This window comes from Sphingobium sp. RS1, from assembly GCF_056156825.1.
In genome coordinates this window covers 141,976-164,930 of the sequence record NZ_JBLZXE010000003.1, presented here as the reverse complement: position 1 = coordinate 164,930, position 22,955 = coordinate 141,976, and the positions used below count along the sequence as shown (strand labels likewise).

The window sequence follows — 22,955 nt, the reverse complement described above, 5'->3', positions numbered from 1 at the left end:
TATTTGTCTATACAAAAGCATGAGTCGCGCTTACTGTCCAGCCCCGTTGGGAGGACGCATGACGAGTCTATGGTTCAGGCAGGCCCTTTTGCCCGGCGGCTGGGCAGCGCAGGTTCGGATACGGATCGCGGCCGGGAAGATCGACAGCGTGGAAACCGGTACGGCACCTGCCAGTGGAGACGCATGTTTCGCGACCGGATTACCCGGCCTTCCCAACCTGCACAGTCACGCCTTTCAGCGGTTGATGGCGGGGCTCGCCGAAACGCGCGGGGGACCGGACGGAGACGATTTCTGGAGTTGGCGCGATCTCATGTATCGGCTCGTCCGCGCATTGTCCCCCGATGATGTGTCGGCGATCGCGTCCATGGCCTATATCGAAATGCTGGAAAGCGGCTTCACCCGTGTGGGGGAATTTCACTATCTGCACCATCAGCCGGACGGCCGCGCCTATGACAATCCGGCGGAAATGGCGGCAGCGATCGGGCAGGCCGCGCAGGATACAGGGATCGGGCTGACGCTGCTGCCGGTTTTCTACGCCCATGCCGGCTTTGGCGGGCAGACGCCCCATGACAGCCAAAGGCGCTTCATCTGCGATCTGGAAGGCTTTGCCGCTCTTCGCCAGCATAGCATCGATGCTCTGGCTCGCCTCCCGGACGCGATCGTCGGCACAGCGCCCCATTCCCTGCGCGCCGTCACGCCGGCCGAATTGCGGGCGATCACGGCGCTGGGGCTGGGCGCACCGATCCATATCCACATTGCGGAACAGGTGAAGGAAGTCGAAGACTGCATCGCATGGTCCGGACAGCGACCGGTCCAGTGGCTGTTCGATCATCATGACGTGGGGCCGGGCTGGTGCCTTGTCCACGCCACCCATGTCGATGCGCGGGAAATGACGCATATGGCCGCGAGTCAGGCCGTCGTCGGCCTGTGCCCGATAACCGAGGCCAATCTGGGGGACGGGATATTCCCGGCAGCGGATTTTGTCAGCGCCGGCGGACGCTTCGGCGTCGGTAGCGATTCCAATGTTCGGATTGACGCCGCAGAAGAGTTGAGGCTGCTGGAATATGGACAGCGCCTGTCGCGGCGGCAGCGGTCGATCCTGGCACCGCCGGGCGGGTCAAATGGCCGCCATCTGTTCGATCGCGCCGTGGAAGGAGGACATCAGGCGCTGGGCACCGTGTCGGCTTTGCGCGTCGGCGACAGTGCGGACATCGTTGCGCTGCGCGACGATCCGCTGGATGGAGAAGACTGCGCCATTGATCGCTGGATTTTCGGCAACGGCCGCGTCCATTCGGTCTGGCGGGCCGGCCGTCATGTCGTGGCGGATGGTCGCCATCTTCTGCGCGAGCGGGTCGAACGACGTTACGCAGCCACCGCACGGAGACTGATCGCGCGGGCATGAACGACGAGCAGCGATACGCGGTCACCAGGAAGGACGGAACCGGCCTTCGACGCTATGATCGTCCCCAGGATACCAGAAACGTGCCCAGGTGACGGGCATTGTGGCATTCCATGTCTTGCGCTCGACAACCAGACAGGCCGCGCCGACATCCAGAGCCAGATGATGCGCCACCAGCGACGTCGCGCCACGCGCGGAAATCGCGTGCTTCGCCTCGGTCCATGGTACGTTTGCCAACAGCCATTGTCCGGGGCTGGTATTTTCAAGCGGCTGTCGGGTGATACGCGGTGCAGCCTCGACATTGATCAAGCGCTCTTCGAGCTGGAACGGCTTGTCGTTGGAAAGATGAAGGCACAGCATGCCTATCGCGGGGCATGACGGCCCGATGCCGAGTTCCGCGCGGACGGGCGCATCGGCGTCGACCGGGCCGCTTTCGATCAATCGATAGCCATAACGGCCGCCTTCGCGGTGAACGGCATCCGCCGCGTCCCATATTTCCATCACCGGACGCTCGCGCGCACGGCCGGTCACGATCGTGCCGGTCTTTGGCCGGCGCGCCACAAGACCTTCGGACGCAAGGCTCTGAATCGCCTTGTGCACCGTCATGCGCGCCGTCGCATAATGTTTCGTCAGGATGAGTTCGGATGGCAAGCGCGTGCCGGCCGGCCATATCCCGGTCAAAATGGCCTGCGCCATGGAGCGCCTTATCTGTAGCCAGATCGGCCCTTCACCATCAAGCGGGGGGATAGGGATTGCATCGCCCCCATCAGGCGCCGCAACAGATAGTTTCGCGTCCGTCCTCATCAAGGCTCCTGCATGGCGCATCCATAGTTCAAGATGGCCCGTCCATGAAGAAGCCGCCCGATCCCTTTGGCTGCACCAATAGACCAGCCCGGTTGCTGTGCCTATGCAAATGTCGGCAAACGGGAGGCGATCCTGTTGCGATGCCCCCCGTTTTGGTTCCTGAAGACAGAGGCGCAGCTATTTACGCATGCCGCTTTTCACGATGTCATCGACATCATGGATCGTGCCGTTGACCATCACCTTCCTGACGTTGAAAGTGTTGGCGATATTGTCGCGCGGATCGCCTTCCACCAGCACGATGTCGGCGAGCTTACCCGCTTCCAGCGTGCCGGCGTCCAGGTTCAGATCCTTCGCCGAATTGACGGTTGCAGTCTGGAGCGCCTGGAAGGGCGTCAGGCCCGCATCGACATAGGAGGAGATTTCAGCATGCAGGTTGTTGGCGATCATCGTGTCGGTGCCCGCCGTAACCAGCGTGCCCGCGTCGTACATTTTCTTGAGCGCCTTATATTGCCCCTCCAGCAAGGGTTTCAGCATGGCGGCCATGGGATCGTTGCCGCTGATCGTTTCCCGGGCCCAAGTGGGGTAAAGGTTCATACGCGGATCATTGCGATAGGTCGGGTTCTTCGCCAGATAGGGGTTCATCGCGCCGAAATGGGTGGGGGTTAGCGTCCGCCCGCTGCGCCCGAACAGCTGGATCACATCTTCATAGGCCATGCCCTGCGGCCCCTGTTTGGGGGAATAGCCGCGTCGGCTGGTCGCGCCCATATGTTCCGTCGCGTCCACGCCGGAAAAGGCGGCCGGGAAGATTTCATGGCCGCTGACCGGAATGCCCATCTCATGCGCCGCCTTCACGATCTGACGCTGATAAAGGTCGGGCATACGGACATAGCTTTTGATCATGTCATATTTGAGCGCGCGCATCCGGCTGAATTCGCGTTCCAGATGGGCAGGACCGGAGACGGCGACGCCCATCTTGTAATAGACGCGCTGCCATTCGAGCAAAGGCCCCGCGACATAGAGGCGGGGCGATAGGCGGACGCCCGATTCCGCCGCTTCGCGATCCTCCACCGCATCATAGATTTGCGTGCCCGGATCGCGCACCGTGGTGATGCCATAGGCCAGCCATGCGCGTTCGAGGTTGGACCCGAAATCCTTTTGCGCGTGGCTGTGATGTTCGATCAGGCCGGGGATGGCAGTGAGGCCGGTGCCGTCCACGAAATGATCCGCTTTATGCAGGGCCGGGTCATGATCGCGGATTTCGGCGATGCGGTGGCCGTCGACAATGATGTCCTTGTCATGCTGCGTCACGTCGCGGACCGAATCCACCAGGTTGCTGACATGGATGACCGTGCGGCCGGTGGGATTGGCGATGTGATAGGTGAGGTCGAGTGGGATATCGGCGATCGCGCCGGTTTCAATGTCGAGCGATTTGAGCTTGTCCGCCGACTGGAACAGGATCGTCCTGTTGTCGGCGGCCCAGGTCGGGAAATAGCTGATGTCCGAGGTGTAGGCGCGCGGCGGCCCCAATGGCTTGCCGTCGGCGGCGACCGGCCAGATTTTCAGCAGACCTTCGTAGATGGCGGCCATCTTCGTGCCGTCGGGCGACCAGACGGGGCCACCGCCTGCCCGCGTGTCCATCGACATATTCGCTTCCGGTATCTGCCAGAAGGGTTTGCCGACCCCGTCGGACGGGATCATGTAAATCTGGTTGGTACCTTCGCGGAAGCTGTTGGAAAATTTGTGGGATAGCGAGATGGCCACATATTTGCCGTCGGGCGACCAGCTGGGGCTGCCGGGCTGGCCCAGTGATCCCTGAAGCCGGGTGATCTTGCCCGTGGCGACGTCCACGACGCAAACGCCCGCCACGCCCCAGCGACCGTCCACGTCGATATAGGCGATACGCGTGCCGTCATGCGACCAGGCCGCGCCCAGTGGCTGGGTATCGATGTCGGTCAGGCGGCGGTCCTTGCCCGTAGCCAGATTACGTATCCACAGCTGCGGAAGGCCGCCGCCCTTGTCGGAGGTGTAGACAAGGCTCTTGCCATCGGGCGACCATGCCGGGTCAGTGTCGAGCGCGCCGTCCTTCGTCAGATTTTCAGGCGTGCCGCCCTTTGCCGACATGACATAGAGGTCGCCCAGCGCCGCGAAAGCAATGCGACTGCCGTCCGGCGAGATGGTCGGGTGGACGATTCCCAGCGCCTTGCGCGGGGCCGTGCTGTCCCAGTCGCGCTTGGCGCGAGCATAGTTCGGCTTCACGACTTCCAGCGTGGCAGCGAAATCGATGGTGGTGAGGGCCGCGGCCTTGCGGCTGCGGATCTTGCCGTCGGAGACATAATAATAGCTGCCATTCTTCCCCCAGCTGACGCGGAAGGGGAATACATTCTCGGTGCCGCTGACCGTCTTGCCATCGATGTCGAGATGGCTGCCCTTGGCATCCTGCACCACATAGGCCAGTTGGCCATCGGGGCCGAAAGAGGGAGCGTCGATCTTGCCTTCCACCTGTTTGAGCAGGCTTTCCTTTCCGTCGGCAAGGGTGGTGACGTAGAGGGCGGTCTTGGCGCCTTCTACACCGGCATAGGCGATGCGCGCGCCGTCCGGCGACCAACTGGGCAGGCGATCTTCGCGGCCGTTATTGCTGATCTGCTTCATCGCGCCGCTGGCGATGTCCATCGTCCAGATGTCGTAATTGCCGCTGCGGTCGGACGAGAAGGCCATGGTCTTTCCATCGGGCGACCATGAAGGTTCGCGGTCGTCATAGGCGCCGTCGGTCAGCTTCTTCATGTCGCTGCCGTCGGGCTTGATCGTCCAGAGATCATAGCCGCCGTCGCGATAGGAGAAGTAGGCGAGGCGCGACCCGTCGGGCGACCAGACCGGTTGGCGCGCATCGTTGAAATAGTCGGTGATGCGGGTCGCCTGGCCGCCCTTGACCGGCACGATCCAGAGGCTGCCCTGCAAATCCATCGCCAGCCATTTGCCGTCGGGCGAGATGGACACGGCCATGGAGGTGCCTTCATGCACATCGAAAGCGATCGGCTTTTCGCCGCCTGGCGGGGGCAGGTTGGCGGGTTGGGCATAGGCAGACGTCGCGCTGGCGCACAGCAGGGCCAATGTCAGAAGAGAGGGCGACAGGCGTTTGATGGCGGATTTCATGGGTTTTTCTTTTCCTTACCAGCCAAAGACATAGCGTTCGCGGCGGACATCCGCCCCGCCGCGCAGGGTGCCGCTGCCCGGCACCACGCCGGTCGCGACGATGCCGGTGGACACGGCGAACGGCCCCAGCACATCGAGTTTATGACCGCGCGCGGTGAGGTCATCGCGCACCGCCTGCGGCACGCGATCCTCGATTTCCAGCACGCCCGGTTCGTCCTTCTTGATGCCGAAGGAGCCGTGGAAATGGTTGGAGTTGATGCGGGGCGCCTCGATCGCGGCCTGAAGCGGCTGGCCAAAGGCAAGGACCCGCAGCAGCACGTTCATGATCTGCTGATCCTGATTGTCGCCGCCTGGCGTACCGATGGCGAGATAGGGCGCGCCGTCCTTGAGCACCATGGAGGGCGACAGGGTCGTGCGGGGGCGCTTGCCAGGGACCAGATAATTGGGGCTGACGGGATCGAGATCGAAGGCGGTCAGGCGATTGCTCATCGGTACGCCGGTGCCGCCCGCGACATAGGCGCCGCCGAGCATCCAGCCGGAACTGGGCGTGCAGGAGAAGAGATTGCCGTCCTTGTCCACCACCTCGATCGCCGTGGTATCGGCGGTCGGCTTGGGCGGGGCTTTCAACATATGGGGCGTGAAGACGGGCGTGGTGCGGGTCTTGTCCTCAAACGCCCATGGATCGCCGAAGCGGTGTTCGAGCGAGGCCTTCGGTCCGATCTGCTTTGCGCGAGCAGCGGCGTACTCCTTGGACAACAGGCCCTTCATCGGGACGGTCGCGAAATCGGGATCGCCGAAATACATGTTACGATCATCGAAGGCGAGCTTGATGGATTCTGCGACGGTGTGGAGATAGGGGGCTGACCCCGGTTCCATGGTGGCAATGCCCGCCGCTTCGGCGATATTGAGCGCCATCAGCATGGCCGGGCCCTGACTCCAGAAACCGGCCTTATAGACCTGATAGCCGAAGACGCTGGTCATGGCAGGAGTTTCGACCTTGCCCTTATATTTGGCGAGATCCTCGTAGCGCATCAGGCCACCGTCTCGCTCCATAGCGGCGCCGATGCGGCGAGCGATGTCGCCCTTGTAGAAAGCGTCGCGCCCCGCCTGGATCGCGGCCTTGCGATCCTTCGATTCCTTGAAGGCAGCCGCATCAGCATCCGCTATGATACGCATCGTTCGCGCCAGATTGGACTGACGGAAGATTTCGCCTGTCTTGGGTAGCTTGCCGCCCGGATAATAGGCGTCGTAGGCATCCTTATATTTCGATGTCGCCTTTTGCTGGCTGACGAACACTTCTGCGAGAAAGTTGTACATGACAAAGCCATCGGCCAGTTCGATCGCTGGCTGCATCACTTGATGCAAAGTCATGGTACCGTTCAATTGCAACGCGAGTGCCATGGCATCGACCATCGCCGGCACTGTGCCACCATTGGGACCGTTGCCGGGTATGACACCGGCCTGCGCGAACTTCTCAGGGGTCGCCAGCGCGGGCGCGACGCCCTGTCCGCTGATCAGCGACACCTTGCCTGTCTTGCCGTCATATATGATGGTCGGCGCTTCCCCGCCAAAGCCGAAATGCGAGATTTCCGTGACGGCCGCTGCGAATACCGCCGCAACCCCGGCATCGGTGGCGTTGCCGCCAGCCATCAGCATGCGCGTACCGGCCGCCACCGCATAATGGCGTCCCGCCGCCACGATACCGAATTGGCCCACAATTTCCGGGCGTAGCGTTTCCCCGGCACTGACCAGTCTGGTTGGTTCGATCGCTGCCTTGGCCGGAGTGGACACAGACTGCGCCTTTGCAGAGCCGGCACCAGCGGTGGCGGCCACGCCTGCCATTGCCGCTGCCGCAAATTCACGACGGCTTATTCCGAGATTTTCGGTATCGCTCATTGATTGGATCCCCTGTGATCGGCATGTTGCGCGCGGCCCGAGGGAAGGCATTGGCCGGCCGATAGCTTTCATAACGACGCACAAACCAATTTCCGCCACACCGCCGTGCCCGACAAAAATATTTTAAAATATTTCGAAATTTATGGCGGAAATTTCATCGTGATCAGTTTTAAGGCAAGAACGCGCACAATTGTGGGTGTTGTGCCCGAATAGCTTTGATTGTCGTGAGGGCGACAGCAAGGCCAAGCTCCCACGCAGGAGATGATGCCGGAACTCCAGTCTCGGGAGGGCCTGCAGATGCATTATTTTAATAGTTATCAATAAAAGAAAGCGCTCAAGACTCTTGACGCCGACATTTGCTGGTCACCCCGATCTCAAAAACCGGAAAGGCATGTTGCCGATACGGCTTGAAGCAACCGCTTCATCACAGGGGAACAATAATGACGAGAGAGAGAAGAAGAACTTTCTTTGCCTTAACCGGTGCAAGTCTCTGGGCGTTGACCGCCGGCATGGCGCAGGCCCAATCCGCACCTGACGCAGCGCCGCAGGCCGATGAACCGCCGGCTGCGGAAATCGTCGTCATCGGTTCGCAGATCAAGGGGGCGAAAACAGCAGGCGCTCTGCCTGTCAGCCTTGTCGGCGAAGAACAGATCGAAGCCGTGGCGGCGGTTTCAGGCGCCGACCTCTATCGGTCCATTCCTCAACTGGGCGGCGTGACGTTCAACGAACAGGTACTTGGTGGCGGTAACGCCAACGCCGCACGCGGTGACGTGTCCACCGTTTCGCTGCGCGGGCTGGGCCAGGGTAATACGCTGCTGCTGATCAACGGTCGTCGCACCGTTCTGCATCCGACATCGCAGGCCATCACCGGCGTAGTTGATTCCGGTGTCCCCACCTTCGGTTACAATGCCAACACCATCCCCGTCGGCAATATCGAACGCGTCGAAGTACTGCGCGACGGTGCGGCCGCGCTGTATGGGTCCGATGCGGTGGCAGGTGTCGTCAACAATGTCCTTCAGTCCAATTACAAGGGCGCCAAGTTCGATATCCAATATGGCGGTGCGGAAGGCACCAACTTGCGTGAATTCGCGGCCAATGGCCTTGTCGGGTTCGACTTCAATGAAGGCCGCGGCAACATATCGATCTTCGGTGGCTATGCACAAAAATCGAAGCTGTATCTGAGCGATCAGGATTATACCGCCAGTGTCGACCGACGCGGCTATGTCACCGGCACATCCTTCGCCAATGTCGCAGCCTGGAACGGCACCAGCACCAGCACCCCCTGGGGCACGTTCCGCGTGGTGCGCCCCGGCAGCGGCGCCACATTCCTGAATCAGACATTGACGAGCAACGGCACCCCCTTCACCAACAGTTCGGGTCAGTTTCATATCCAGCCCAGCACCAATGCCGGTTGTCGCATCGCATCCGGTACGCCGGACACCTGTTATGATGATGGCAATGGTGCCACGGAAATGTCCGGCGCCGATTCCAATCTTCGCTTCAACTCACCCGCAACATTTGACGATCTGACTGCCCAGCCATCAGTCAAACGCATCAATCTCTTCTCCTATCTCAATTATGAGCTGTCCGACTCCCTCGCCTTCTTTGGCGAAATCGGCTTCTACCGCGGCAAAACCAGCTCGACGATCGGTGCGCCGGGGTCGCTCGCCAATATTCCGATAACGGTGGCGGCCGATGCCTATTGGAATCCCCTGGGGCCGATCGGCTCACCCAACCGCCTGCCCGGCCTTGACCTGTCGGTGGTGCCGGCTGAAGGTCTGCCGGTCCAGATCACATCGCTCAGCTATGTCGATGTGGGTTCCCGCAAGGTCGACGTGACCAATTATCAATATCGCTTCCTGGGCGGACTGCGCGGCAATATCGGCGACTTCGAATGGGAATCGGCCGGCCTCTACACCTGGGCAACGGCGAAAGATACGCAGGAGAACTTCTCGAACACTCTGCTGCAACAGGCGATCAACAAGACGACGTCTGACGCCTATAACCCGTTCAACGGTGGTTGCGTCGACACGCCCTCGATCGGCGATTGCACACCCAACAGCCAGTCGACGATCGACAGCTTCATGATCGAGGCGACCCGCAAGACCCGCACATCGCTGGCCCTGTGGGACTTCAAGCTATCGAACGCAAACCTGCTTGGCCTGTGGGCGGACAACAGCATCGGCATCGCCGCCGGCATCGAATGGCGGCGTGAAACCTATCATGACAATCGTTCCACCTATCAGGGCGGCATCGCAGGGGTGGATACCACCTATACGGACGCGGTCACCGGCGTTTTCTATGGATCGGACCTTGGCGGCGCCAGCCCGAGCCCCGACGTGCGGGGCAAGCGCAACGTGAAATCCGCCTATGCCGAACTCGCCATCCCCATCTTCAGCCCGGAAATGGAAATACCCATGTTCCGCAGGCTGAGCTTCCAGGTCGCGGGTCGTTACGAAGATTATAGCGACGTCGGTTCGGTCGCAAAGCCCAAGGTCGCGGGATCTTGGGAATTGCTGGAAGGCATGATGCTGCGCGGCTCCTGGTCGCAAGGCTTCCGCGCGCCCAACCTCGAAGTCATCAACACCTCGACACTCGATCGCGTCAATGGTGGGTTCGACTATGTGCTGTGTGAAGCCGACGCCCGATCGGGTCGCGCAACCAATTTCTCCAGCGCGGTCTGCAACGTGTCCGTTCTGCGGCGCAGCGGTGGCAATCCCAATCTGAAGCCTGAGGAATCGACAAGCTGGAGCTTTGGCGCCGTTCTGTCGCCGAAACTGGGCGAGGGTCTGGGCAAGGTCACCTTCACCGTCGATCGCTGGAAAATCCAGCAGAAGAATGTGGTGGGCTTGCTGGACTATCAGAATGCCCTCAACCTGGACTATCTGCTGCGCACCCAGGGTAGCAGCAATCCCAACGTCATCCGCCGCGATCCGACGGCAGACGATATTGCGCGGGTGGCAGGTACGGGCCTCGCGCCCGTGGGTGAACTGCTCTACGTCGTTGCCAATTTCCAGAATTTGCTGCCGGTCACCATTCAGGGCATCGACTTCAATCTGGATTATTTCCTGCCGACCTCAAGCCTCGGCAACTTCTCGCTCAACGTCAACGCATCGCGCCTTATCAGCTATTATGTCGATGCGCCCGCAGGCGTACAGCAGGTGATACAGGGGCAGGCAGCCGGTGAGATCAACGCCGGCGTACCGATCCAGGGCGGCGGCGACGTGATTGGCCGTGACGGGCAGCCGCGCTGGCGCATCTCGGCGACGTTCGACTGGTCGTTGGGGCCATGGAAGATCGGCGCCTTCACCCAGTTCATCGACAGCGTCTATGAAAATGGCGTGCGCGACGCGAATGCCAATCCATGGACCGTCAAGGGGCAAACGACGGTCAATCTCTACGGCCAGTACACGTTCAAAAATGATGGACCGCTCAATGGGACCACAGTTCAGATTGGTGCACGCAATATCTTCGACAAGGACCCGCCGCTTTCATCTGCCGGCTATTTGTCGAGCCTGTACCAGCCACAGGCGCGCTATTGGTATACCAGCCTGAAGAAGGTCTTCTGATCTTTTGAAAAGAAAGGGCGTGGCGTTACGACGCCGCGCCCTTTTTTTTGCGCAATTCGGTTGCCCGAAGACTGACCTGAAAGTCTATGTCAGCCTTCGAGAAAGGCGATGATCGCTGCCGCCAGCGCATCCGGCGCCTCTAGCGGCGCAAGATGGGCGGCATCGAGCGATATATGGGTCGCGCCGGGAACATGGGCGAGGAGATGATCGCCATGCCCCGCGAACGGGGTAGATGTATCGCGGTTTCCGGTGACGATCAGCGTCGGACAGGCGATGCTCGCAATCCGGTCGGCCAGGTCCATGTCGCGAATGGCCGCACCGCAGCCGGCATAGCCGTCCGCATCCATCGCCAGAAGCTGACGACGGACGGTTTCGAACACGGCCAACTCCGCCGCCTCGGACAAGAAACGCCCCATGGCAAGGTCGGCAATGGCCGCCATGCCTTCGCCACGCACTTTCATGACACGATCGGCCCAGGCCTTGCCGTCCATGGTTGCCGATGTGCAGATGGGTAGCAATTTTTCGATCCGGTCTGGCGCACGGAGCGCCAGTTCCATGCCGATCATGCCGCCCAGTGACACACCGGCCAGCGCGAAGCGGCCGAACCCTGCCGCATCGGCGACGGCAAGCACGTCGTCGGCCAGCATCGCCAGCGAATAATCACCCGGTTCGGCGGAAGAGGCGCCATGACCCCGGGCATCGATCCGCAGCAGTGCGAAGCGATCGCGCAGATAGGGTAGCACGCCGTCCCACAAATCCATGTCCGTACCGATGCTATTCAATAGCACGAGCGCAGGCGCACTGTCCCGGCCATCGCGCTTCCAGTAGATTTGGGCGCCGGGACGCTGCGTAAAAGCCATGCTCAATCCTCCGGTGCAATAGTGACACGCAGGCCATCCAGCGCTGTAGTCATCATGATCTGACAAGACAGGCGCGAGCGCGCACTGCGATGATCGGAGAAATCGAGAAGGTCGTCCTCGTCTCCGCTGGCCGCACCGACGGCTTCGACCCATGGTTCATCGATGAAAATATGGCAAGTGGCGCAGGAGCAGCAGCCACCGCACAGGGCGAGCAGTTCGTCTCCACCATTGTCACGAATGATTTCCATGACGGACATGCCATCGCGGGCGTCCATGGATATTTCATCACCTAAACGATTGCATACAATCAGCTTTGCCAACGCTTTTTCCCATATTATTTCATATATTGAGGCGATCAGCGGCAGCGCCGCCGCCTGACCTCAGCCGATATCGCCGCCGGCGACCGGCAAGACCGATCCCGTCACATAACTTGCCTCATCGGAGGCGAGGAAGAGAATGGGTGCGATCTGCTCATCCAGCGTGCCATAGCGCTTCATGAAGGCGGATGCCGTCACCTGCGCCACGGCCTCTGCCATCCAGGCCTGTTCCTGCTGGTTGTCACCTTGCGCATTGCGGGGCACACGACGCGGCGGCGCACTCGTGCCGCCAGGCGCTGTCGCAACGACACGAATGCCGCTTTCGGCATATTCCATCGCCAGTGCCTGAGTCAGACCATTGACCCCGCCCTTCGCCGCCGAATAGGGGACACGGCGGACACCGCGCGTGGCGTTGGAGGAGACGTTGACGATCGTGCCCATCCCCTGATCCAGCATCATCGGCAGGACGGCATGGCAGCAATAGAGGGTCGGCATCAGCGAGCGGCGGATTTCCGCATCGATCTGCGCCGGCTCGAACTGTGCATAAGGTCGCATGCGGATCGCGCCACCGACATTGTTGATGAGGATGTCGATGCGCCCGAATGCCTCGACCGCCGCCGTCATGGCCCGCGCCGCGTCCTCATAGGTTTCGAGGTCGCAATTAACGGAGATCGCCTTGCCGCCCGCCTTGACGATCGCCTGTTCCACCTCGCTGACGAAATCGGCCCGGTCGACAAGGACGAGGCTGGCGCCCTCCGCCGCGGCACGCATGGCTACACCGGCACCGATGCCCTGCGCCGCACCGGTTACGACCATCACCTTGCCGGCAAATCGCCCCGGGAAGACCATCGCGGCGCGCTCAGACATGATAGACGTCGATGACCTGATGAATATAGTCGTCCTTCAGAACGATCTTCTTCTTCAGTATTTTCGGCGTATCGCCACGCATGTCCAACGTCACGAAGGTGGTCCCGAAGAATTGCTGCGTCTTCTGGTAGCGATGGCTCATTGTATGCCAGTTGTAGCGCAGGTCTATCGCGTCGGGCCGCGTTTCGATGATCTCGACATTGGCGATGAAGTGCGACGTGCGCGCTTCGGGTGTGCTGGCGGACGAACGTTCTGTGTTCAGCCGATAGACGCGGTCCTCCAGCCCCTTGCGGTTGCCGTAATAGATCAGCGAGATTTCGCTATGCGGATCGGTGGTCAGCGCATCGTCGTCGGTCCAGGCCGGCATCCAATATTCGCATTGCTCCGCATAGCATTCCAGCCATTCGTCGAAAGCGCGATCGTCCAGCAGCCGCGCCTCCCGGTAAAGAAAGGCGCAGATATGCTGATAGGACATGGCTGCATGGTCCTTTTCCAGAAGCAATGTCATTCGGCCGCCTCCATCATCGGCCGGGCGTCCATATCCCTCGCCAAGCCGTCCAGCATGATGCGTGCCCAATATTCATGCTGGCGCACGAACAGCCCTTCATCCTCGCTGCGCTCGCTCGACAACAAGGGGTTCATGCCCATGGCCTTCGCATTGCTGTCCGGCCCCGCGATCCAGCGCGTCGCACCACGGCTGAGGTCGTTCCACAATTCGCCAGCGCCCTCATAGGCCGACTGGCAACTGCGAAACTCCTCCAGATCGTCGGGCGTGCCCATGCCGGTGACGTTGAAGAAATCCTCATACTGGCGGATACGGTGGGCGCGATCCTCAACACTCTCGCCCTTGGGCGCGTAGCAATAGATGGTGACTTCGGTCGTATGCACGTCGATCGGCCGCACCACGCGAATCTGGGTCGAGAACTGGTCCATCAGGAACACGTTCGGATAGAGCGCCAGATTGCGGGTCTGTTCGAGGATGAACTTCGCCTTGTCGACCCCCAGCCGATCGACCAACTGGTCCTTGAGGTTCCAGATCGGTCGGACTTCGGGGTTCAATACCTGCGTCCACAGCAGTATATGACCATATTCGAAACCATAGACCCCGCTCGCCGGCGCCTTCGACCAGCCATTAGCATCAACCGCCTTGGTCCCGCCCTCGGCACGGCGCCCCATGGTCGACTGGTAATTTTCATGGACGGAGCTGACATGATAACCGTCGCAGCCATTTTCCATCTGCATCTTCCAGTTGCCATGGAAGGTGTAGGTGGAATTGCCGGTCAGCACTTCCAGCCCCTCAGGCGCCTGATCGACCATCTGGTCGATGATGACCTTTGCCTCGCCCAGATGCTCTTCCAGCGGCAGCACGTCATGATTGAGCGAGCCGAAGATGAAGCCGCGATAGCTTTCCACCCGAACACGGGTCAGGTCATGGGAGCCATCATGGTCGAAGCTGTCGGGATAGGCGCCGCTGCTCGCATCCTTGGCGCGCAACAGCCTGCCGTCCGTCTTGAAACTCCAACCATGAAAGGGGCAAACGAAGAGCGGTTGATTGCCCCGCTTGCGTCGGCACAGCTTGGCACCGCGATGGGCGCAGGCATTGACCACGCAGTTGAGACCGCCATCCTTGGCGCGGGTCAGGATCACCGGCGTATGGCCGATCCAGGTCGTGAAATAGTCATTCTTCTTTTCGACCTGGCTTTCATGAGCCAGATAGACCCAATTGCCCTCGAAAATATATTTCATCTCCAGATCGAACAGTTGCTGGTCCGTGAACACGTCACGACGACAGCGAAACATCCCGGTCTGGGGGTCGTCGACGACTGCGGTCGCGACACGTTGCATCAGATGCTCATGCATGATCCTGTCTCCCGTGCCCGATCGTCAGGCTGCCTCTGTTTCCTTTTCCGCCGCGACCTCGGCGCGGGCGCGGGTCGAGAAACCCTCATCGCCCTCGCTCACGGCGCGCTGGAGCTGAAAATCGAAGGCAATATAGGCGGTTTCGCCCTGACGGCTGGGCACCGGCAGCAGCCCCTCGCGCGTACCAAAGGCAAAATCGTCGGCGGCGAAGGGATCGTCACCGAAATTGATCTGCGTCGTCAGCGTGCGATAGCCGGGCGCCTCGATGAAGAAATGCACATGCGCCGGACGATTGCCATGGCGACCCAGCGCCTGCATCAGCCGGTCGGTCGCACCGCCCGGCGGCACCGAATAACCGCTCGGCTGTTTGGAATGGAAAGCATAGCGGCCATCGCTGCCCAGCTTGATGCGGCGGCGGTTGTTGAATGGGGTCTGCTCGCCGGTCGGATCGAAATGCGAATACCAGCCTTTGCTGTTGGCATGCCAGACATGGACGATCGCATCCTCCACAGGCTCGCCATCGGGGCCGGTAACGGCACCGCTCATATACAACGTCTGGGTGCCCTCGTCGGGATCGACGCTCAGATTGACATCGCCTTCTACGAGCGGCGCGCCGGCGACATAGAGCGGTCCTTCGATGGTGCGTGGCGTGCCTCCGGTCAGGCCGGCTTCCGCATCCTTGGCATCCATGTAGAGGTCCATAAAATGCTCCAGACCGGTACCGGGCACGATCAGGCCGATCTCGGCGGAACTGTCCGCCAGATATTTCATCGCCAGCCAGAATTCGCTTTCGGAAATGTCATGCTTGACGATCAGGTCCATCACGCTTTCGGTCAGATCGCGCACGATCGCTTTCAGACGCGGATTTCCGCCACTTTCGCCCATGCCGGCCGCACGATCGAGCAACTGCTGGATTTCAGGTCTTTCTACGAAGCTGGTACCCATATTTTCTCTCCTAAGCTTGCGGTTGGTCGATCAGCGATCGTCCTCGTGAATGGATGAAGGATGGCGGCAGAGCGGCGTCACCTTCATGGTCATGAAGGGATAGAGCGGCAGCGCCATGAGCGTGTCGTGCAAGGCGGCGTTGCTTTCGACGTCGAAGATCGAGACGTTCGAATATAGCCCGACCTTGCGCCAGATGTGCCGCCACGTGCCGGCTTCCTGAAGCTTCTGGAAATAGGCTTTTTCATCGGCCTTTATCCGCGCCGCTTCGTCCGGATCGAAACCCAGCGGAATATCGACGTCCATTTCGACCATGAACAGCATGGGATTCAGGCTCCTACGCCAACGGTGTGAAGGATCGGCCCGCCGACACCCGATTTGGGGCGATCGCGCCGGAAGAAGGCGAGCTTGTCCTCGTCAAAGGCGATGCCCAGCCCCGGCCCCGTCGGCACGGCAAGCGAGAAATCACCATAGCCGAGCGGTTCACTCAGAATGTCCTCGGTCTGGAGCAGCGGACCGAATAATTCGGTCCCCCAGGCCAGTTCCGGCAAGGTCGCAAAGACATGGGCCGATGCGACAGTGCCGACCCCACCCTCCAGCATCGTGCCGCCATAAAGGCCGATACCGGCCGCCGCGCCGATGGCGGCTACCTGGGCGGTAGCGAACAGGCCGCCTGACTGCGCGATCTTGAGCGCAAAAACCCCCGCCGCGTGCGCCGACGCAATGCGCATCGCGCTGCGCGGGCCATTAAGTGCCTCGTCGGCCATCAGCGCTATGGGCTGAGACTGCGAAAGGCGCGCCATGGCGGCAATCGCGTCGCCGACGATGGGCTGTTCGACCAGATCGCAACCAACATCATGGAGCATCGCCATGCCGATCTTGGCCTGCGTTTCCGACCAGTTCTGGTTGACATCGACGCGCACGCTGGCGCGGTCGCCCAGCGCCCTGCAGATGGCACCGACATGGGCGACGTCGTCACGCACCGCACGCTTGCCGATCTTGAGCTTGAAGATGCGATGACGGCGGCGATCGAGCATTTCCTCGCCCTCCGCAATGTCACGGGCGGTGTCGCCGCTGGCCAGGGTCCAAGCCACCGGCAGGCTGTCGCGCACCCGGCCGCCGCCGATCAGTTCGGACACGGAGATACCCAGTCGCTTGCCCGCCATGTCAAGCAGTGCCGTCTCGACCGCGCATTTGGCGAAATGATTGCCGCGTACGCCGCGTGCCACCTTCGCCATCGTCGCACCGACCTGCGCCAGATCGCAGCTTTCCAGTACCGGTATGATATAGGTGTCGATCGCGGATTTGATACTTTCGGGGCTTTCCTCGCCATAGCTCAGACCGCCGATCGTGGTCCCTTCACCAATGCCCTCGACGCCGTCGGCGTCGATCAGGCGGACGATCACCATCGACTGAGCATGCATGGTCGCCATCGCCAGAACATGCGGGCGGATCGTCGGCACATCGACGATGAAGGTATCGGCTCGGCTCAACACAGCCATTGCGGCGACTCTCCCAAATGCTTAGCTTTCAAGGGGTGAATATGCCCGAACAACGGATCGATCAAAGATCAATGCGGTTAAGGGCTGATACTCTGAGGGTATAATTATGCTGGACCTGCGCCTTCTACGCTATTTCGTGGCGGTTGCTGACGAAGGCCATTTCAATCGCGCCGCTGAACGGCTGCATATCGCCCAACCGCCATTGTCCCGTGCTATTCAGCAACTGGAGGCGCAGGTCGGCGCACCGCTGCTGGATCGCGCGAGCCGGCCACTCCGGCTGACCGACGTTGGCCGCCTGCTCCATGCGCAGGCGTTGCAGTTGCTTGCGCGCATGGAAGATGTCGAAGCGATGGTAAGGACAGCCGCGACCAGCCGGCGACGCCGACTGGTCATCGGCTTCGTTGCATCGACCATCTATGCGCGCCTGCCCGAACTGATCCGCGAATTTCGCAAGGTGGCGAAAAATGTGGAACTGGTCATGGTCGAAAGTACGACCCTCGAACAGATCGAAGCGCTCAAGGATGGACGCATCGACATGGGATTCGGCCGTATCCGATTTGAGGACCCTGCGGTACGTCGCATCATTTTGCGCAACGAGAAACTGGTGGCCGCTTTCCCGATGGATCATCCGCTGTCGCACGGCGACGGGCCTGTTTCGCTACGCGATCTGGCCGATGAACCCCAGATCATCTATCCGCGCGCGCCCCGTCCCAGCTACGCCGATCAGGTCATATCCCTGTTCCGCGATCATGCGATAGAACCCCGCATCGTCCATGAGGCGCGCGAACTCCAGATTGCGATCGGCCTAGTCGCAGCGCAGGAAGGCATGGCGATCGTGCCGGAATCGGTGCATCGCGCACGCAGTCACGACGTCGCTTTTCGCGATCTTGCCGAACAGGCGACATCGCCGATCATCATGAGCCATCGACCGGGTGATCGCTCGCCGGAGCTTGCCCTGATGACCGCCGTCATCGCCCGCCAATATGCCAGTTGGGGCTATGAGGTACCGACCGCGCTCCTTGAAGATGCATAACCTTTACAGGAAATTGCAATCCCCAAGGTAGGCAAACGAGTACAATCAAAGACATAGGCGATGCGGAATGCCAGAGCACCCCGCCGCCCTGCAATCACAGCGCCTGCTGTTCCTGATTGAGATTACGCCTGACCGGTACCGTGGCCTTGACGTCGGGCGAACCACCGTTGATCGTCGCCGGCACCTCGATATAGGGCAAGCCCAGCGTCTGGCTGGTCATGCGGCGGATGCGGTTGGTGAGGTCCGGGCTGGCGTTGAGCTTCTGGCCATAGGAAGGCACTATTGCCGCTACCTTCGGCTTCCAACTGGTCGCCATTTGCTGCGGAAAAACGCGGCGCATCACTTCCAGCATGATTGCGGGCGAGGTCGAAGCGCCGGGAGACGCGCCGAGCAGAGCAGCGATACTGGCATCCTTGTCGGTTACGATTTCGGTTCCGAACTGGAGCACCGTACCCTTCTCGGGATCATATTTGATCACCTGCACGCGCTGGCCAGCGGTTATCAGCTTCCAGTCGCCGCGCTTGGCATTGGGATAATATTTGACCAGTTCAGCCTGCCGTTGGGCATCGGTCAGCGTCGCCTGCTGCGCCAGATAGCGGACCAGATCCAGATTTTCCGCACCGACCTTCAACATGCCGCCGACATTATTCTTGTAGACGGATGCGAACAGATCGAGCGGCGAGCCATTTTTCAGGAATTTCGTGCTCTGTAGCGCGAACGGGCCGAACAGGGTCACCGCCTTGCCATCAAGCTTGCGCGCGTCGAGATGCGGCACCGACATCGGCGGCGAACCGGCCTCCGCCTTGCCATAGACCTTCACATTGTGGCGGCTGGTCGCGGCCGCCCCCTCAAACGCCAGGAACTGACCACCGACCGGGAAGCCGGCATAGTTTTTCGATTCCGGAATGCCCGACATCTGCAACAGCTTGAGCGAGGCTCCACCCGCGCCGATGAAAACGAACCTGGCCTTGACCACGGCATCGCTGTTCTTCTTTAGGTCATGGACGGTGACGTTCCACGTCCTGTCCGCATTCTGGTGCAAGCCGCGCACTTCATGGCCAAGCTGCAGGTTGAAATTGGGATTGCGGGTCAGCGCGTTGGTCAACTGGGTGGTGATGACACCGAAGTTGACGTCCGTGCCGATCGGCATGAATGTAGCCGCCACCTTCTGCTTCGGGTCGCGCCCCTCCATCACCAGCGGCGCCCAGCGGCGAATTTGCGCCGGATCCTGCGAATATTGCATGCCGTAAAAGAGCGGGTTCTGCACCAGCGCATCACGGCGCTTGTGCAGATAGGCGATATTGTCGTCGCCCCAGACGAAGCTCATATGCGGGGTCGCGTTGATGAAATCGGTCGGCTTGGGCAGGCGGCCCTGCTTGACCTCATGCGACCAGAACTGGCGCGAAATCTCGAACTGCTCGGCGATGTCCACGGCCTTTTCGGTCGCGATCGATCCGTCATCCTTTTCCGGCGTGTAGTTCAGTTCGGCGAAACCAGAATGACCGGTGCCGGCATTATTCCAGCCGTTTGAGCTTTCCTGTGCCACCTTGTCCATCCGCTCATAGATGTCGATCCGCCAGTCCGGCTCCATTTCCTGGAGATAGGTGGCCAGCGTCACCCCCATGATGCCGCCGCCGATCACCAGCACATCGACCGGCTTGTCATTGGCTGCTGCCTTCCCTTCGGGCGACGCCATTGGGCGGAACAGGAAGGCCGTGGCGGCGATCGCCAGCAGCAGGATGATGATAGCAAGGGGGAAGAGGATCTTCTTGAACAGGGTCCGGCGGCGCGGCGCCGCCGGACTGGAGGAGGATATCATGATCGTGGATTCCAAATCTGCGTGGAAAGGAGCCGGGCGGCCGGATGCGCGTTCGCCAATCTTGTCCGTCAGGTCATGCGCACCATCCCATCATCTTCAGAATCGGAAGCTCAGCCAGCCGGCCAGATAGTCGCTATTGCCATAGCCGGCACGGCTGAGCACCGGTCCTGCATCCAGATGCTCGTAGCGCCCGACAAAGGACAGGCGCGGCGTGATCGCCCAGTTGATCTGAGCGCGGATGGATTCGCCGATCTTGTGGCCGGGGACAGACTGGGTGCCGGCGAAGATCGACTTGTTGGCGCGATAGACCGCATCATTTTCATCGGTGCGCCAGGCGAACTGATATTCCATCGTCGCCTTCACGCCTTTGAGCGGTGACAGGGTCAGGCTGGGCGCCAGCGTCTTGAGGTTGGTCGGCGTCATGCACAGCTGGTAGCTATAATAGATATTGTTGCCGAAGGGGGCATAAGCGGCTTTCAGCGTCCCGCCCTCGAACGTGCCGCCGCCGCTCGCATAATCGGCGTGGAAGCCGATGCGCGGCCCCATCGGCAGGTCGCCAGGCAGTTTGTAGCTCTGGTTGAAGAAGATCTGCCAGGCGCTGATGTCGCGCCCGTCGAAATCTCCGAACTGGTGATTGACCGTCCAGTCGAGATTGACCGGGCCAACCTCCCCCCACAAGCGCACGCCGGCGTAGAAGCGCTCGACCCGGCCAGTCACGCCGCCCCACAGCGCATCGCTTGTGCGCAAGCGCCAGAAAAAGGGATCGAGATAGAGTTCCGATCCGCCCAGCACCTTTTCCGGAATCCGGATGCCAGCGGTGAAGCCGGAAAAGCGCCGCCCCTGTTCGACCTTATCATCGCCGGCCCCGCCATTGCCCAGCGCGGTCGGCTTGAAATCGAAGGCATCGATGCGCAGCGTCCCCGTCCGCGCCCAGGCGCGCACGCCGTTCAGCGCATAACGGATCGTATTATTGTCGCGCTGAGACGTCAGCAGATTGGGGCCGTCGGTAAATTCCTGGCGCCCGTATCGCAGGCCCAGATCTAGGCCCGCAACCCGTCCCTTCACTTCGGCGAAGGACTGGAGCACCACCAGATCATTGCGCAGCGATCCCGACGGCGTGCCGATATTGTCACCGGATATGCCACCATGGGCGATTTCGCCATAGAAGCGAAGATGCTGTCCGACATGCAGGTCGGCGCCGCCGACCAGCCGGTTGATGTCCTGCCGCTGGCTACCGGCGTTCCGCAGATTGAGGTTGGTGGTGTAGTTGACCCGCACCCGCGCCTCCCCGCTGAGCGTCAGATAGATGTCGCCATCCCCATCCAGCGGCAGATATTTAAGGCGATCGAGCAGGTCATCGCGCTGCTGCGGATCGGCCTTGCTGCGCCAGTCCTCGGCCCAGCGCGACAGGGCATAGCCGCCCGATACCGATCCTTCACCGACGGCATCGGCGGGATAGAGGCTGGCGGGCTCAGCGGGCACGTCGTCCGCCCATGCGGGGCTGGCGAACAAGGTGGCGAGGGTGAGAACGGAGACAGCGACGGGGCGGCGCGTGGCCGCGCAGGAGAAACGAACCATAGTGGCTGCGCCTCATTCCGCCGGGACGGCGCTGGTGAGTGAAGGCTCGTCCGGGGATGGCGCCCTGCCCTCGCCCCGCATCGCGGCCTGCAACTGGCTCTGATCCAGCCTCCCTTCCCAGCGCGACACGACGATCGTCGCCACCGCATTGCCAATGAAGTTGGTCAGGCTGCGGCATTCGCTCATGAAGCGATCTACGCCCAGAATGAGGGCCATGCCGGCGACGGGCACGGAGGGGACGATGGAGAGGGTCGCCGCCAACGTGATGAAGCCCGCCCCGGTCACGCCTGCTGCACCCTTGGACGACAGCATGGCCACGCCCAGGAGCAGGATCTGATCTCCCAGAGAAAGGTCGACGCCGGTGGCCTGTGCGATGAACAGCGCGGCCAGCGTCATGTAGATATTGGTGCCGTCGAGGTTGAAGCTGTAGCCGGTCGGCACGACCAGCCCAACGATCGACTTGGGGCAACCGGCCCGCTCCATTTTCTCGATCAGGGCCGGCAGCGCGCTTTCCGACGAGGAGGTGCCCAGCACCAGCAGCAATTCGGTCTTGAGATAACGGATCAGGCCGAAAATCGAGAAGCCGCAGGCGCGGGCGACCAAGCCCAGGATCACCACCACGAACAGCGCCGAGGTCAGGTAGAAGGTGCCGACCAGGAAGGCGAGATTGGCGAGCGTGCCGACGCCATATTTACCGATGGTGAAGGCCATGGCGCCGAACGCGCCGATGGGCGCCGCCTTCATGACGATAGCAACCAGCTTGAACACGGCGGTCGAGACATCCTCCAGCAGGTCGAGCACCCGCGCGCCGCGATCGCCGATCAGCGCCAGCGCAACCCCGAACAGGATCGCGACGAACAGCACCTGAAGAATGTTGCCGCTGACGAATGCGGACAGGAAGCTGTCGGGGATGATGCCGGTCAGGAAGCCGGTCAGCGTGCTATCGTGGGCCTTTTCCGCATATTCGTTGACCTTGCTTGCGTCGAGCGTGGCGGGATCGATGTTGAGGCCCGCGCCCGGCCGCATCACATTGGCGACGATCATGCCGACGACCAGCGCCAGGGTGGAGAAGAAGAGAAAATAGGCGAAGGCCTTGCCCGCGACGCGGCCGACGCTGGCGATGTCGCGCATGCCGGCGATACCGGTGACGATCGTCAGGAAGATGACCGGGGCGATGACCATCTTCACCGCCTTGATGAAGGCATCGCCGACCGGTTTCATCGTTTCGCCCAGATGCGGCGCGAAATGGCCAAGCGCCACGCCGGCAATGATCGCCAGCAACACCTGCGCATAGAGATGGCGATACCAGGGGCGCCGGGGGGCCGGCGGATCGGGGAAATGAGAAATCTGCATCACAGG

General features: G+C 61.2%; 17 protein-coding genes. 3 read left to right on the top strand and 14 right to left on the bottom strand.

Features of this window, described 5'->3' with window-relative positions; all coding sequences use genetic code 11:
• Positions 1-58 precede the first annotated feature (58 nt).
• Positions 59-1,402: a formimidoylglutamate deiminase gene (locus tag ACNHGR_RS20855; protein WP_475288666.1), complete on the top strand. Its 1,344-nt coding sequence runs from the start codon at positions 59-61 to the stop codon at positions 1,400-1,402.
• 21 nt (positions 1,403-1,423) lie between these two features.
• Here the strand turns inward: ACNHGR_RS20855 and ACNHGR_RS20850 are convergent, their stop codons facing one another.
• The 3 genes from ACNHGR_RS20850 to ACNHGR_RS20840 all read right to left on the bottom strand — a co-directional run bounded on the left by ACNHGR_RS20850 (position 1,424) and on the right by ACNHGR_RS20840 (position 7,249).
• Positions 1,424-2,203: a UTRA domain-containing protein gene (locus tag ACNHGR_RS20850; protein ID WP_475288664.1), complete on the bottom strand. Its 780-nt coding sequence runs from the start codon at positions 2,201-2,203 to the stop codon at positions 1,424-1,426.
• 177 nt (positions 2,204-2,380) lie between these two features.
• The gene (locus ACNHGR_RS20845; protein ID WP_475288662.1) at positions 2,381-5,353 is read right to left on the bottom strand and encodes an amidohydrolase family protein; all 2,973 of its coding nucleotides are present in this window, start codon (positions 5,351-5,353) and stop codon (positions 2,381-2,383) included.
• Between the two features lie 15 nt (positions 5,354-5,368).
• Positions 5,369-7,249 carry a gamma-glutamyltransferase family protein gene (locus ACNHGR_RS20840; RefSeq protein WP_475288661.1) on the bottom strand — a complete coding sequence of 627 codons (1,881 nt, stop codon included), beginning with the start codon at positions 7,247-7,249 and terminating at the stop codon, positions 5,369-5,371.
• A gap of 509 nt (positions 7,250-7,758) precedes the next feature.
• Here ACNHGR_RS20840 and ACNHGR_RS20835 point away from each other — a divergent pair.
• Complete coding sequence (locus ACNHGR_RS20835; RefSeq protein WP_475288660.1) at positions 7,759-10,818, top strand: TonB-dependent receptor domain-containing protein; 3,060 nt, start codon at positions 7,759-7,761, stop codon at positions 10,816-10,818.
• An 89-nt stretch (positions 10,819-10,907) separates the two neighbouring features.
• Here ACNHGR_RS20835 and pcaD read toward each other — a convergent pair whose 3' ends face one another.
• From pcaD to ACNHGR_RS20795, 8 genes are read right to left on the bottom strand one after another with little or no spacing between them, the layout of a single operon-like run.
• The gene (gene pcaD, locus ACNHGR_RS20830) at positions 10,908-11,678 is read right to left on the bottom strand and encodes a 3-oxoadipate enol-lactonase (protein ID WP_475288658.1); all 771 of its coding nucleotides are present in this window, start codon (positions 11,676-11,678) and stop codon (positions 10,908-10,910) included.
• Positions 11,679-11,680: 2 nt separating this feature from the next.
• Entirely contained in the window at positions 11,681-11,998 is a 318-nt protein-coding gene (locus ACNHGR_RS20825) for a 2Fe-2S iron-sulfur cluster-binding protein (protein WP_475288656.1), read from the bottom strand.
• A 60-nt stretch (positions 11,999-12,058) separates the two neighbouring features.
• Positions 12,059-12,844, bottom strand: a complete 786-nt coding sequence (gene benD, locus ACNHGR_RS20820) for a benzoate diol dehydrogenase BenD (protein WP_475289478.1) — start codon at positions 12,842-12,844, stop codon at positions 12,059-12,061.
• 10 nt (positions 12,845-12,854) lie between these two features.
• The gene (gene benB / locus ACNHGR_RS20815; protein ID WP_475288655.1) at positions 12,855-13,370 is read right to left on the bottom strand and encodes a benzoate 1,2-dioxygenase small subunit; all 516 of its coding nucleotides are present in this window, start codon (positions 13,368-13,370) and stop codon (positions 12,855-12,857) included.
• Entirely contained in the window at positions 13,367-14,722 is a 1,356-nt protein-coding gene (locus tag ACNHGR_RS20810; RefSeq protein ID WP_475288654.1) for an SRPBCC family protein, read from the bottom strand. The genes benB and ACNHGR_RS20810 overlap by 4 nt, the downstream gene beginning before the upstream one ends.
• A 24-nt stretch (positions 14,723-14,746) precedes the next feature.
• Positions 14,747-15,667, bottom strand: a complete 921-nt coding sequence (locus ACNHGR_RS20805; protein WP_475288653.1) for a dioxygenase family protein — start codon at positions 15,665-15,667, stop codon at positions 14,747-14,749.
• A 30-nt stretch (positions 15,668-15,697) separates the two neighbouring features.
• Complete coding sequence (gene catC, locus ACNHGR_RS20800; RefSeq protein WP_475288652.1) at positions 15,698-15,988, bottom strand: muconolactone Delta-isomerase; 291 nt, start codon at positions 15,986-15,988, stop codon at positions 15,698-15,700.
• A gap of 5 nt (positions 15,989-15,993) precedes the next feature.
• Positions 15,994-17,166: a muconate/chloromuconate family cycloisomerase gene (locus tag ACNHGR_RS20795; protein WP_475288650.1), complete on the bottom strand. Its 1,173-nt coding sequence runs from the start codon at positions 17,164-17,166 to the stop codon at positions 15,994-15,996.
• Positions 17,167-17,275: 109 nt separating this feature from the next.
• Between ACNHGR_RS20795 and ACNHGR_RS20790 the strand changes: the two genes are divergently transcribed.
• On the top strand, positions 17,276-18,199 hold the full coding sequence (locus ACNHGR_RS20790) for a LysR substrate-binding domain-containing protein (RefSeq protein WP_475289476.1): 924 nt from the start codon (positions 17,276-17,278) through the stop codon (positions 18,197-18,199).
• Positions 18,200-18,293: 94 nt separating this feature from the next.
• Here ACNHGR_RS20790 and mqo read toward each other — a convergent pair whose 3' ends face one another.
• The 3 genes from mqo to ACNHGR_RS20775 form a co-directional block, all read right to left on the bottom strand.
• Positions 18,294-20,018: a malate dehydrogenase (quinone) gene (mqo, locus tag ACNHGR_RS20785; protein WP_475288648.1), complete on the bottom strand. Its 1,725-nt coding sequence runs from the start codon at positions 20,016-20,018 to the stop codon at positions 18,294-18,296.
• Positions 20,019-20,114: 96 nt separating this feature from the next.
• On the bottom strand, positions 20,115-21,596 hold the full coding sequence (locus ACNHGR_RS20780) for an alginate export family protein (RefSeq protein ID WP_475288647.1): 1,482 nt from the start codon (positions 21,594-21,596) through the stop codon (positions 20,115-20,117).
• 12 nt (positions 21,597-21,608) lie between these two features.
• Entirely contained in the window at positions 21,609-22,949 is a 1,341-nt protein-coding gene (locus ACNHGR_RS20775; RefSeq protein WP_475288646.1) for a dicarboxylate/amino acid:cation symporter, read from the bottom strand.
• Positions 22,950-22,955 lie beyond the last annotated feature (6 nt).

Excerpts from the sequence above, each read along its gene's own strand:
- ACNHGR_RS20855 (WP_475288666.1), top strand. The coding sequence starts at position 59 with ATGACGAGTCTATGGTTCAGGCAGGCCCTTTTGCCCGGCGGCTGGGCA.
- ACNHGR_RS20850 (WP_475288664.1), bottom strand. The coding sequence starts at position 2,203 with ATGAGGACGGACGCGAAACTATCTGTTGCGGCGCCTGATGGGGGCGAT.
- ACNHGR_RS20845 (WP_475288662.1), bottom strand. The coding sequence starts at position 5,353 with ATGAAATCCGCCATCAAACGCCTGTCGCCCTCTCTTCTGACATTGGCC.
- ACNHGR_RS20840 (WP_475288661.1), bottom strand. The coding sequence starts at position 7,249 with ATGAGCGATACCGAAAATCTCGGAATAAGCCGTCGTGAATTTGCGGCA.
- ACNHGR_RS20835 (WP_475288660.1), top strand. The coding sequence starts at position 7,759 with ATGGCGCAGGCCCAATCCGCACCTGACGCAGCGCCGCAGGCCGATGAA.
- pcaD (WP_475288658.1), bottom strand. The coding sequence starts at position 11,678 with ATGGCTTTTACGCAGCGTCCCGGCGCCCAAATCTACTGGAAGCGCGAT.
- benD (WP_475289478.1), bottom strand. The coding sequence starts at position 12,844 with ATGGTCTTCCCGGGGCGATTTGCCGGCAAGGTGATGGTCGTAACCGGT.
- benB (WP_475288655.1), bottom strand. The coding sequence starts at position 13,370 with ATGACATTGCTTCTGGAAAAGGACCATGCAGCCATGTCCTATCAGCAT.
- ACNHGR_RS20810 (WP_475288654.1), bottom strand. The coding sequence starts at position 14,722 with ATGCATGAGCATCTGATGCAACGTGTCGCGACCGCAGTCGTCGACGAC.
- ACNHGR_RS20805 (WP_475288653.1), bottom strand. The coding sequence starts at position 15,667 with ATGGGTACCAGCTTCGTAGAAAGACCTGAAATCCAGCAGTTGCTCGAT.
- catC (WP_475288652.1), bottom strand. The coding sequence starts at position 15,988 with ATGCTGTTCATGGTCGAAATGGACGTCGATATTCCGCTGGGTTTCGAT.
- ACNHGR_RS20795 (WP_475288650.1), bottom strand. The coding sequence starts at position 17,166 with ATGGCTGTGTTGAGCCGAGCCGATACCTTCATCGTCGATGTGCCGACG.
- mqo (WP_475288648.1), bottom strand. The coding sequence starts at position 20,018 with ATGATATCCTCCTCCAGTCCGGCGGCGCCGCGCCGCCGGACCCTGTTC.
- ACNHGR_RS20780 (WP_475288647.1), bottom strand. The coding sequence starts at position 21,596 with ATGGTTCGTTTCTCCTGCGCGGCCACGCGCCGCCCCGTCGCTGTCTCC.
- ACNHGR_RS20775 (WP_475288646.1), bottom strand. The coding sequence starts at position 22,949 with ATGCAGATTTCTCATTTCCCCGATCCGCCGGCCCCCCGGCGCCCCTGG.